Source organism: Paenarthrobacter sp. 10L412, from assembly GCF_056395565.1.
Genome location: NZ_JBFTJT010000006.1, coordinates 483,247 through 493,932, shown reverse-complemented (window position 1 = coordinate 493,932; position 10,686 = coordinate 483,247). Strand labels below are relative to the sequence as shown.

At 61.9% G+C, this 10,686-nt stretch carries 10 protein-coding genes; 3 read left to right on the top strand and 7 right to left on the bottom strand.

What is annotated here, in order from left to right; all coding sequences use genetic code 11:
- Positions 1–211 precede the first annotated feature (211 nt).
- Genes AC1DD7_RS10305 through AC1DD7_RS10295 form a run of 3 tightly spaced genes read right to left on the bottom strand, consistent with a single transcriptional unit; the run spans position 212 to position 2,694 of the window.
- Positions 212–814, bottom strand: coding sequence for a TetR/AcrR family transcriptional regulator (locus tag AC1DD7_RS10305; protein ID WP_442003525.1), 603 nt, complete (start codon positions 812–814; stop codon positions 212–214).
- 53 nt (positions 815–867) lie between these two features.
- Positions 868–2,217 (bottom strand): phenylacetate--CoA ligase PaaK, encoded by a 1,350-nt coding sequence (gene paaK / locus AC1DD7_RS10300; RefSeq protein WP_477514881.1) that lies wholly within the window; start codon positions 2,215–2,217, stop codon positions 868–870.
- A 9-nt stretch (positions 2,218–2,226) separates the two neighbouring features.
- Positions 2,227–2,694, bottom strand: coding sequence for a hotdog fold thioesterase (locus tag AC1DD7_RS10295; protein ID WP_224088717.1), 468 nt, complete (start codon positions 2,692–2,694; stop codon positions 2,227–2,229).
- A 119-nt stretch (positions 2,695–2,813) separates the two neighbouring features.
- Between AC1DD7_RS10295 and AC1DD7_RS10290 the strand changes: the two genes are divergently transcribed.
- Positions 2,814–3,377 (top strand): GNAT family N-acetyltransferase, encoded by a 564-nt coding sequence (locus AC1DD7_RS10290; RefSeq protein WP_477514880.1) that lies wholly within the window; start codon positions 2,814–2,816, stop codon positions 3,375–3,377.
- Positions 3,378–3,430: 53 nt separating this feature from the next.
- On the opposite strand, the gene AC1DD7_RS10285 is transcribed toward AC1DD7_RS10290, so the two are convergent.
- The 3 genes from AC1DD7_RS10285 to AC1DD7_RS10275 all read right to left on the bottom strand — a co-directional run bounded on the left by AC1DD7_RS10285 (position 3,431) and on the right by AC1DD7_RS10275 (position 8,235).
- A complete protein-coding gene (locus tag AC1DD7_RS10285; RefSeq protein WP_477514879.1) occupies positions 3,431–4,987 on the bottom strand; it encodes a putative bifunctional diguanylate cyclase/phosphodiesterase in 1,557 nt (518 codons plus the stop codon).
- Between the two features lie 2 nt (positions 4,988–4,989).
- Positions 4,990–6,042, bottom strand: a complete 1,053-nt coding sequence (locus tag AC1DD7_RS10280) for a hypothetical protein (protein WP_477514878.1) — start codon at positions 6,040–6,042, stop codon at positions 4,990–4,992.
- 549 nt (positions 6,043–6,591) lie between these two features.
- Positions 6,592–8,235: an ATP-binding protein gene (locus AC1DD7_RS10275; RefSeq protein ID WP_477514877.1), complete on the bottom strand. Its 1,644-nt coding sequence runs from the start codon at positions 8,233–8,235 to the stop codon at positions 6,592–6,594.
- A 240-nt stretch (positions 8,236–8,475) separates the two neighbouring features.
- On the opposite strand from AC1DD7_RS10275, the gene AC1DD7_RS10270 reads away from it, so the two are divergent.
- Entirely contained in the window at positions 8,476–8,859 is a 384-nt protein-coding gene (locus AC1DD7_RS10270) for a DUF7793 family protein (protein WP_442003531.1), read from the top strand.
- A 19-nt stretch (positions 8,860–8,878) separates the two neighbouring features.
- Positions 8,879–9,682, top strand: coding sequence for a class I SAM-dependent methyltransferase (locus tag AC1DD7_RS10265; protein WP_477514876.1), 804 nt, complete (start codon positions 8,879–8,881; stop codon positions 9,680–9,682).
- Between the two features lie 85 nt (positions 9,683–9,767).
- Here the strand turns inward: AC1DD7_RS10265 and AC1DD7_RS10260 are convergent, their stop codons facing one another.
- Positions 9,768–10,640 carry a nuclear transport factor 2 family protein gene (locus tag AC1DD7_RS10260; RefSeq protein ID WP_477514875.1) on the bottom strand — a complete coding sequence of 291 codons (873 nt, stop codon included), beginning with the start codon at positions 10,638–10,640 and terminating at the stop codon, positions 9,768–9,770.
- Positions 10,641–10,686: the final 46 nt, after the last annotated feature.

The following is a 10,686-nucleotide window of genomic DNA, read 5'->3' as shown; positions in this document are numbered from 1 at the left end:
TATCAGCGGTCTCCCGGCACCTACCAACCCCGGTGACAACACTCTCAAGATCATCGGATCGACAGAGGAACGCAATCATGCCGGGGCAGCAGGCCAGCACACCCACATCCTGCACCAGGAAACGGGCTACGAAAAAGGTAACGAGGAACCGGGAAAACCGGTCCGGATGTGAGAGAGCATCCAGGGAAACCGGTCCGGATGTGAGAGAAGGTCAGGCGGCGGTGTGGAGGCCGTCGAAGGCCATGGTGATGACGTCGTCGGCAAGTTTCTCGGGGGAGAGGGAGCCGCCTGGCTTGTACCACTCCACGATCGAGTTGATCGTGCCGAACAGGAGCCGGGTGACCGTGCGGGGATCGATGTCCTGGCGCAGGGAGCCGTCTTGCCGGGCAGCGGCGATGAGCGCGGCAACCTTGTGGTCGAAGGCGCGACGACGTTCCAGGGCGTCGCGTTCGATCTCGGTATTTCCCCGCAGGCGCAGCAGCAACGTGACGAACGGCAGCCTGTCCACCAGTACCGCGATGGTCTGCCGAAGCACGAACTCCAGCCGAGCATCTGCCGCCCCGGAGGTGGCGGCAGGCTCGTCCAGGATGGCCTCCAAGCCGCCGAGGGCGTGGTCCAGGGCGAGCTTCAGCAGATCGCCCTTGGACGGCACGTGGTGGTAGATGGCTGACTTGGAGATCCCGAGGTTCTCGGCCAGGATGCCCATGGACGTAGCATCGTACCCGTGGCGGTTGAAGACGTCGACGGCGATGCGGAGCACCGACTGCTGGTCGTAACCGGGCCGTCCGCGCTTGGTGGTTGTCTCAGTAGGCATGGTGGCATTTTCTCACGATCTCTAGACGGGCTGCCGTTCAGCGACGCCGCATGTCAGCCCTTCGGCCGCATGTCGTAGATCCGGCGGAGCTTCCCGTTGGAACGCTCAAGGGAACCGGGCTCCACAACGTCAACTACGCAAGAAGACCCCACGTGAATCTTGATCTGCTCGCGCAAGGTACGGGCCGCCGTCGTGCTTGACTCTGCGGGGACGTTTTCGCGCCGCTCGATCTTCACGGTCAACGAATCCATGCGCTTGCCCTCGGGGCGGGTGATTTCGAGCTGGAAGTGCGGGCTGAGTTCGGGGATGCGCAGGGCGATTTCCTCGATCTGGGAGGGGAAGAGGTTCACGCCGCGCAGGATGATCATGTCGTCGCTGCGGCCGGTGATGCGGCCCATGCGGCGGTGTGCGGGGCGGGCGGTGCCGGGGAGCAGGCGGGTGAGGTCCTTGGTGCGGTAGCGGATGATCGGCAGTGCTTCCTTGGTCAGCGACGTGAAGACCAGTTCGCCCGGTTCGCCGTCGCCGAGGACTGTGGAGTGATCAAAGGGATCGATGATTTCGGGCCGGAAATGGTCTTCCCAGATGTGGCAGCCATCTTGGGTTTCAACAGCTTCGCCAGCGACGCCCGGGCCCATGACTTCGGAGAGCCCGTAGATGTCGCAGGCCTTGATGTTCATGGTGGTTTCGAGTTCGTGGCGCATCTCTTCGGTCCACGGCTCGGCGCCAAGCACGGCGTACTTTAGCGAGGTGGACGTGGGGTCGATGCCCTGGTGGGCCATGGCGTCGGCGATCGTCAGCAGGTACGTGGGCGTGGCCAGGATGGCGTCCGGCTTGAAGTCCTGAATGAGCTGGATCTGGCGTTCGGTCTGGCCGCCGGACATCGGGATGACCGTGCAGCCCAGCGCTTCGGCGCCGGCATGGGCGCCGAGGCCGCCGGTAAAGAGACCATAACCGTAGGCGTTGTGGACCTTCATTCCAGGGCGGACGCCGGAGGCGCGCAGGCAACGGGCCACCAGGGTTGCCCAGTTGGCGAGGTCGTTCTTGGTGTAGCCCACCACGGTGGGGCGGCCGGTGGTGCCGGAGCTCGCGTGGACGCGGGCAACCTCGTGCTGCGGGACCGCGAACATGCCAAACGGATACTCCAGCCGGAGGTCTTCCTTGGTGGTGTACGGGAACTTGCCGAGGTCGCTCAACTCGCGGAGGTCGGTCGGGTGCACGCCTGCTTCATCGAACTTGCGCTTGTACAGCGGCACGCGATCGTAGGCATAAGCCACGGTGTGCTGCAGACGGTTGAGCTGGAGTGCTTCAAGCTCGTCGCGGGACATCGTTTCTTCGCGGTCCAGGACGGGCGCGGTTGCCTCGGAGGTGGACGACGCGGGCGCGGCGACGGTGTTCTGGGTCATCTGGAGTTCCTACTTCTTGGAGATGGTGCGGCTGCGGCCCCGGAACTCTGCAATGAGTTCTCCGGGATCTGGATCGGGGGTGGCGCCCGCGGCGCCTGGTGAAGCCGCGTAGATCTGAATGTCGTAGAGGCCGCTGCGGCCGGTACTCGCGCGACGGTTTGCGACGGCGGTAATCACCTGGCCTTCGAACGCCGGCTTGATGAAGTTGATGTCGACGCCGGACGCCACCGTGATGTTGGCAGCTTGCTTTGGCGTGGGGTTGGCCGGGTTGCAGGCCAGTGCGAAGGCGGTGTCCGCGAAGGCGAAGATCATTCCGCCATGGGCCATTCCGAATCCATTGAGCATTTCCTGGCGGAGGTGCATGCGGATGGTGGCATGCCCGTCGTCGATCTTGAGGACCTCAATGCCCATCCATTCAGACGCGTAGTCGTTCGTCAGGATGTGGTGCGTTGCACCGGAGAGGGTTGTTTCAACCATGCGTCATTGCCTCCAGCTTTATTTACCGAATGTTCATTAGGTAATCCCAGATCGGGCCAACTGTCAAGACTGGACAAAGCTTGGGCGAGGATTTGGATGCGCCTAGTAGCCTCGAAGACATGCCCGAAATTGAGCTTCCGATCATGACCGAACGACTCATACTGCGGCGTTTCGAGGCCGAGGACCTGGACCGGTTCCACGCTTATCAATCGCTGCCGGAGACCGCCCGATACCTCTTCCGCAATGAACTGACCAAGACGCAGTCCATGGAGGTTCTGGGTCGGTACGCGAATGCACAGTTCAAGCATGAAGGCGACTGGGCCTGCCTTGCCATTGAACGCCAGGACCGTCCGGGACTCATGGGTGAGATCGTCCTGAAATGGCTGGAGGGAACAGGCCAGGCTGAGCTTGGCTGGATCCTCCACCCCGAGGGCAGGGGCCAGGGAATAGCGACGGAGGCGGCTGAGGCTGTCATGAAATTGGCATTCGGCCAGTTGAACTTCCACCGCATAGACGCGAAACTCGATGCGCTCAACACTGGCTCCGCCGGTATATGCAAACGCTTGGGCATGCGGTTGGAGGCTACCCTGGTGGACAACTGGCACTACAAAGGCCAGTGGGCCACTGAAAATATCTATGCCATCCTCGACTCCGAATGGCGCGCGCGCCAAAAGGGATCCTGACGTCCCGGCCAACTCGTGGTGCAGGCTAAAGCCAGCCCACCGCCGTCGCGCGTTTAATCCTGGATCGGCCAGGTCTTGTGGTGCTTCAGCTGTTCGGTCAGTTGCGCCTCCGGCAGAGGGCGGCTGAAGTAGTAGCCCTGCCCGCTGGTGCACCCAATGCTGAGCAGGAAGTCTGCCTGCTCCGCTGTTTCGATTCCCTCCCACACAGCACCGAGGCCGCACGCACGAATGAGCTGCAGGACTGCCGCGAGGAGGGCGGGCTGCGCGGGATCGCTGCCGAGGGCCGTGAGGAGCGTTCTGTCCACCTTGACGGCGTGCACGGGCAAGCGCCGGAGGTAATCGATGGAGGAGTATCCGGTGCCGAAATCGTCGATCTCCATCTCGACACCCAGCCGCCGAAGACTGTTCAGCGTGTACCGGTCAAGGTCGTTCCCTTGAATGACGGCGCTTTCGGTCAGCTCCAGAACCAGCAGCGAGGGGTCCAGCCCGGCCGAAGTCAGGGCTTCGCGTACGTCCTCCACGAACTCCAAACGCTGGAGGTCAGCGGCGGACACGTTGATGCGCATGTTGAAGTCGTGGCGCCCCGTCAAGGGGTCGCTGCGCCATCGCTGCAACTGCTCGACGGCGGTGCGCAGCACCCACCCGCCCAGATCGGAGATCATTCCCGTTTCCTCGGCAATGGGAATGAACTCATCCGGCATGATCATGCCGCGGGTGGGGTGTTTCCAACGGACCAGGGCCTCGACGCCTTCAATTCCGCGGGTGTCCAAGCGGATGATGGGCTGGTAGTAGAGCACCAGCTGCGAACCGGCGATCGCTTCTTTGAGCTCACCCACGAGTTGGTTGCGCAGTTGCCGGGCAAGGAGCATGTCGGTATCAAAGACCTTCAATTTGCCGCGACCATCAGCCTTGGATTCGTACATGGCGATGTCCGCTTCCATCATCAGTTCCTCGGCACTCTTGCCGGGATCTGCCATCCGAAGGCCCATGCTGGCGCCGCACCGTACGTGTTGGCCGTCGATCTCCATGGTCCCGTCCAATGCAGCCAGGATCCGATTACCGATGGACGCCGCCTTCGCCGGGGTAACGTCCTGCAGCAGGATTGCGAATTCGTCGCCGCCCATGCGGGCAACCATGTCCTCCTCGCGGACGGCAGCACTGATGCGGGCTGCCACCGTTTCCAGCACTTTGTCTCCGATGGTGTGGCCCAGGGAGTCATTGACGCCCTTGAAGCCGTTCATGTCCATCAGCAGGATGGCCGGCCGTTGATTGCCATTGGGGCCCCTGGCCTGGGATTCCGCGAGCGCGGTGGAGAAGGCAGAGCGGTTGTGAAGACCTGTGAGGGGATCCGTCATGGCCATGTGCTGCATTTCGCGGTGGGCCTCGTGCAGCTGCCGGGTGCGGTCTGCCACCCGCTGCTCCAGCTCTTCATAGATAATCTGGAGGTCCTCGGCAAGGAGGTTGGTGCCCATGATCACGGCGTCGATCTCGTCGCGGGCATCGGAGATTTCAATCCTGGTGTTCAGGTCTCCCGCGGCAAGCCTGACGATGCCATCCAGCAGCAATCCCAGACGTGGATCTGGTGCGGCATTCGAGTTTTCCTCGGACATGGTCACTCCCCGTGCGGTTCGCCTCGCTGATCAACCATATCCCGGAGGTACGCACGAACGGCCGAGCTGCGATCAGGGAGGGCGGCCTGATCGAAAAGGTTTGCGGTTTGGCTGAAAGTCGCGACGGCTTCTTCCCGCCGGCCCAGTGCGAGCAAAGTCCTGGCCAAGAGGAAGTGCGACTCTGCAGAGGTTTGGGTGGCGAGGATGGAAGACCGGGCACACAAGGGCTCAAGGATGGTGAGGGCTTCCTGCATATCGCCGTTGAGATAGTTCCAGTGGGCGCGGACCAGGGACATTTCCAAATGGTCCCTCTCGGAACCGCCCACGATGTCTGTGGCGAGCTCGGCCCTCTCGATGCATCGCAGGGTAGCGGCATCACTCAGCCGGGCCTGAAGCCGCATTTCCGCCGAGGCGCGATTGAAGCGTGCCCACAAGTCCACGTCCTTGGATGGGGACAGCCGTTCGGAAGCAAGATCGTGGTACCGGCTGCCATCTTCAACCCGGTTTGCCAGGAAGGCAACGTTCCCGATCACCCAATAGCCCTTGCCTGCGGTGTCTTCGTCGATGTCTTCGGTCAGCAGGGATTCCAGCTCCAAGCACTCACGCCAGGCATCGTCCAGCAGCCGGCTTTCGGCAAGGGAGGCAATGAGCGCACGCTGCGCCAGGATCTGCACATACACCAAGTCCGCGTCCCGGGCAGCCACTTTGGCGGCATCCGCAGCCATGGCGGCGGCCTCGGCCAGACGCCCCAGACCCTGGAGGGCAACGGCAACCATGGTCCCGGCTTTGGCGCCAAGCTCAGGCGAGGAGGCCGTGAGTTCGTGATCATTCAGTTCCAGTGCCAATGCCAGATATTCCTCGATCCGGCCTTGGTCCCGGAGGCATTCCGCCTGCAAGTAACGCATGTTCCACCAAGACAGTTCATCGCCGGCATCAATGGCAAGATGTGCAGCTTCACCGGCTAACCGAAAGGCCTCGTCAAAGTGACGTTCTTTCCATTTGGCGCGCGCATTGAGTCCGGCTACAAGATGAGGCGTTAATTGTGGACTCTGCATGTGCCCATTATCCATGTCCATAGCGAAGAAAAGCTCGTATAGTTTGCCTCGTGACCTTTTTCAAGTCACACCGGTAATTCGCATCAGTATGAAAGGGCACAGCGGATGAAGAAATTTGCGGCAACACTGCTCATGGCAGCAGTTCTGGCAGTAACGGGGCTAGCTGCTCCGGCTAACGCCGAGCCTTCGCAGGATAGCAACAGTACGGCAATCGGCTGGTGGCCGAACAGCACAACCACCAAAACGAATACCACCACCATAGGTTGGTGGCCGAACTAAATTGGGGGAGCGCCTCTCAAGGCCAGATGACTCAAACTGATGCCCTGGGCTTTTGCTCGGGGCATCAGTTTTGTTGCGGATTGTGTCGCAGATTAGTGACTTTGCAGGTCAGCTTTCAGGGCAGCCGTTGACCAGTGTGTCATGGAGGGGGGCAGGCCGCCATAAGGGCGTCAAGTGCCAAGGCGGGGGCAGTCAACTGATAATTTGGGGGCGTCAAGTGGCCGCTACGGACCACTAAACGGGGCCCTTCGGGGGCCACCAAAGCCGCCGTTACGGACCACCAACCGGCAATTCAACGGACACCGTAGTCCCGGACCCCAGCTTTGAGTCGAAGATCATCCGTCCCATATGGCGGCTGATGATGTCCTGGGCGATCGCCAGCCCCAGACCGCTTCCGGGAACAGCAGCTGCCGTGGCGTTGGAGGCACGGTAGAACCGCGTGAAGATGTGGGGAAGATCGTGTTCGGGGATGCCCAAGCCTGTGTCCGCCACTTTGACCAATGCTGCACGGCCACCGTCTGCCGATGCGAACATCGAACTCGTGATGCCCACCCGTCCACCTGCCGGGGTGAACTTGATGGCATTGGCCACGATGTTGGTGAAGACCTGTTCCAGCTTGGCTTCATCGGCGGTGACCTCCACGTCCTCGGTTCCCTCAGTGAAGGACACAGCGACGTGCCGTGACTCGGCCAAAGGCCGCAGCGTGGCCACCACTACTTGGAGAAGCTTGGCGATGTCCACAGGTTTGAGGTCCAGGTTGCTTCCGTCCTGCATGGACACCGTCAACATGTCTTCGATGAGACGGCGCAACCTGTCGGAGTTCCTTGCGATCACGTCCAGCATCTTGCTGATGCCCTCAGGAACAGGGCCGCCCGAACCGTCCCTGATCATGTCCAGGTAGGCCGTGATTGAGGTGAGGGGTGTCCGGAGTTCATGGTTGACGGTTGCCAGGAAGTCCGTCTTGGCCTTGTCCAACTGCCTGAGCTGGTGCAGTACCCGTTGCTGGGCGCTGATGAGGTGGCCCTGAATGAGTCCGTGCGCCACATTGCCGGCCACGTGCTGCATCAATGCGATCTCAGGCCGGGTCCAATCGTGCCGTTCCTCCACCGTGCTGAGGAGGATGATGCCTAAGGCCGCACCACCTTCGCCGACGGGTAGCAACACTGACGAGACCGGGTTGAGCTCGCAGGACCAGTCCTTCAGCGCTTGGGTAATCCTGGATTCCGGTTGCGTTCGGTGATCGGTCACAGCAAGAACGTCAGCTTCGGCCCATAGCCTGTTGGCTGCCTCTACGATCAGGTTCTCGCTCTCGCCCAACCTGGCAGGAAGCATCGGCGTGCCCGGGCGGTTCCATTGGGCGCGGATTGAGGGAACGCGTTCGTCCCGGAAGGTAGCAAACCAAACGTGGTCCATGCCGAGGGCTTCGCCGAAACCTCTCACCACGTGGTCGGCAATCAGTTGGGGATCGTTGGTTTGCCGGATGGCGGATGAGACGTTCCGGAGGCTCTCCCTGAGGGCTTCTACCTCTCCCCGGGACCGTGCACGCTCCCGGGACCTGCCGATCAAGGTTTCAACACGGTAAACAAGTTCATCGGCACGCACCGGATTGATCACATAGTCCACGACGCCCCACGCTTGGGCTTCTTCCAGGTCCACGGATTCACCGGCGTTGAGGAGCAGCAACACAGGAACACCAGGACTGCGAAGACCATGTGCCAGGGAGTTTTCCAGCACCACTACAGCGGGACTACCGGCTTCCAGCCGCGCGGCCATGGAAGCGGTGTCTGCAGCGGCGAAAACTTCGAACCCTGCGGCCTTGAGCGCAGCCTTTGTTAGGGCCAAACGATCAGCGTCTGAATCCGCCACGAAGGCGGTGCGGGAAACGTGCTGCACATCGGCCCCGTTCTTACCCACTGAGCCCCCTCCGTTACAACGTTCGTTCCACCGTAATTCCAGATTTGGCAACACACTATCAGCGCCACCGCGGGCTTCGGCCCTGCAGGGGCATTTGATGCTCATTTGCGTCGCCGGGGAAGGCATTGCGTCGGGGAAGATAGCCTTTACATTCGGCGCCCGATTCGACAGCCTAGAGGGTGAAAGCCCAGGGGGAGGCTTGGTCCTCCTGCCGTCCGTATGGAAATGCCAAGGAGATCTGTGAACCAGCCAGCCACACCGCAGGACCACCAAGAGGTGACGTTCGAGCTGGAACTCGAAGACACGGGAATCCTGCGGCTAACGTGGCCGCGCGGATCCAGGATCCAGGAGGCGGACGCGCAAAGGGCGATGGATCGGGTCAACGAGATCTGCGGCGAAGCGCGCCACCCGATGATCGTGGATATGGCTACCACGGCTGACGTCACCCGGGGCGCCCGTTCAGTGTTCGCCAAACCCTGCCAGGCCTCAAGTATCGCCCTCTGGGGTTCGTCCCCCGTGGACCGGGTCATCGCCAACTTCTTCATTGGCATCATGAAACCCCCATGCCCCACGAGGTTCTTTACTTCAGAAACAGAAGCCCTGCTTTGGCTGAAAGAGCAATAGCGCCACATATATTTGGAGCATGCTCTCCGCGCTCCGGAAATATCTGCTGATTCCCCGCCTGATCAGGCTTTCCTCGGCCGCGCCCAAGGACCCGCTTACGGCGTGGGATCGCTATTGGGGCAGCGTCCGGACCACCGGGGCCGCCGGGGATGTCTTGTGGGATTCGGGCAGCTCTCATGAACTTGAGGGTTACCTGCCCAAATTCGCCCGGATGGATCAGTCCCTTCCCGTGGTGGACGTGGGGTGTGGCAACGGCAGCTTCACCCGTCTGCTGGCCGATCATTTCCCGCATGCCCTTGGGCTCGATTACTCCGCGAACGCCGTAGATCGCGCCCGGCAAGAGTCAGTGGACGTCACGACGGCGTCATTCGCCGTGTGCGATATGACGGCACCTGACGCTGCGCGGACTGTCGTGACGGCCCTTGAAGCTGCGGGCTGGGCAGGCGATGCCAACGTGTTCATCCGGGGCGTACTGCACGTCCTCGATTCCAAAGGAAGGGCAGCTCTGGCCGCAAACCTGCTGCCCGTCGTCGGGACCCGCGGCAGTGTTTTCCTGGCCGAAACCAACTTTCCAGGCACCCCCGTGGATTACGTCAGCCACCTCGGAGCCACCCGCGACTCCATTCCTGCCCCCTTGGAGTGGGCCATCAAGGGCTTGCCGATGCCGGGCCGCTTCGGCGCCGCCCAGCGCGCCAAGGCGTTCCCGACGGCGGAGTGGAACCTTTTGGAGGAGGGTGCGACGAGCATCGAGACCCGGCCGCTGAGTAACCCGTCAGATCCGGATCTCATTCCGGGGTACTTCGCCTTGCTCCGGGCCCGCTAACTCTAAGGTCAGCGCCAGCCAGGACTAAGGTCCGCGCCGCCAGCACCAGGTTCCGCGCCCGTGAACACCAGGAGTGGCACTGTGGTCACCGGGACCGTTGAACTGGGATAAGGTCCGAGTGCCGGTGAACGATCCGCCAGGCGCCGTCCTCGCGGCGGTAGACGTGCGTTGTTCGCATCGTGTAGTCGGCCGGGACCCCATCAACAACGGCGTGGCTGTGCTCCAACCCAACGATGTATGCGAGGCTTCCGCTGGCAGCGGCCGCGACAACCTCGAACTCGAACCCGGTGGCGCCTTCGAACCGTCGGGCTTCCTGGCGAAACTTGGGCTCCAGATCGTTCCAACCCACTCCGGAGATGTTCGCACCGAACAGGGTGGTGGGGTCAGTGTGCGACCACAAAGCGATGCGGGATGCTACGTCGCCCTTGTGCAGGGCCACAGTCATGTCCCGCTGCTTCGGCAGGATCTCTGCGAGGAAGGCCTCGGTCTCCTTAACCATGACCGGCCGCTCGCCCGTCATTGGATCAGCCCGACCAAGGGGCAACGGAACGCTGGCCTCTGCCGTTGGAAAATCCGCGTGACGATGCACTATCCGCCAGGCGCCGTCTTCACGACGGTAGACGTGGGTCACCCGCAAACTGTATTTCCGGGGAGTGCCCTCAACGGTGGTGATGCTGTGCTCGTAGCCGACCGTGTAGGCGAGGTCCTCGCTTACTCCGGCCGCGATGATCTCAAGATCGAACGAATCCGAGTGCGAAAACCACGAGGCGACGTTGTGGAACATAGGCTCAAGCTCTGCCCGGCCGCTGCCGCTGAGGCTCGCACCGAAGAGCGTCAGCGGGTCCTTCTTGGACCACAGCGCGAGGCGCGGGCCGGCGTCGCCGTCGTGGATTGCACTGTCCGCGGCCTGTTGTTGGGGAACTATTTCAGTGAGGAAAGCATCGGTCTCAGTAGACATGACCAACTCCATTACAGTGAGACTGTTTTGAATACTGGTATACTGT

Excerpts from the sequence above, each read along its gene's own strand:
- AC1DD7_RS10305 (WP_442003525.1), bottom strand. The coding sequence starts at position 814 with ATGCCTACTGAGACAACCACCAAGCGCGGACGGCCCGGTTACGACCAG.
- paaK (WP_477514881.1), bottom strand. The coding sequence starts at position 2,217 with ATGACCCAGAACACCGTCGCCGCGCCCGCGTCGTCCACCTCCGAGGCA.
- AC1DD7_RS10295 (WP_224088717.1), bottom strand. The coding sequence starts at position 2,694 with ATGGTTGAAACAACCCTCTCCGGTGCAACGCACCACATCCTGACGAAC.
- AC1DD7_RS10290 (WP_477514880.1), top strand. The coding sequence starts at position 2,814 with ATGCCCGAAATTGAGCTTCCGATCATGACCGAACGACTCATACTGCGG.
- AC1DD7_RS10285 (WP_477514879.1), bottom strand. The coding sequence starts at position 4,987 with ATGTCCGAGGAAAACTCGAATGCCGCACCAGATCCACGTCTGGGATTG.
- AC1DD7_RS10280 (WP_477514878.1), bottom strand. The coding sequence starts at position 6,042 with ATGCAGAGTCCACAATTAACGCCTCATCTTGTAGCCGGACTCAATGCG.
- AC1DD7_RS10265 (WP_477514876.1), top strand. The coding sequence starts at position 8,879 with ATGCTCTCCGCGCTCCGGAAATATCTGCTGATTCCCCGCCTGATCAGG.
- AC1DD7_RS10260 (WP_477514875.1), bottom strand. The coding sequence starts at position 10,640 with ATGTCTACTGAGACCGATGCTTTCCTCACTGAAATAGTTCCCCAACAA.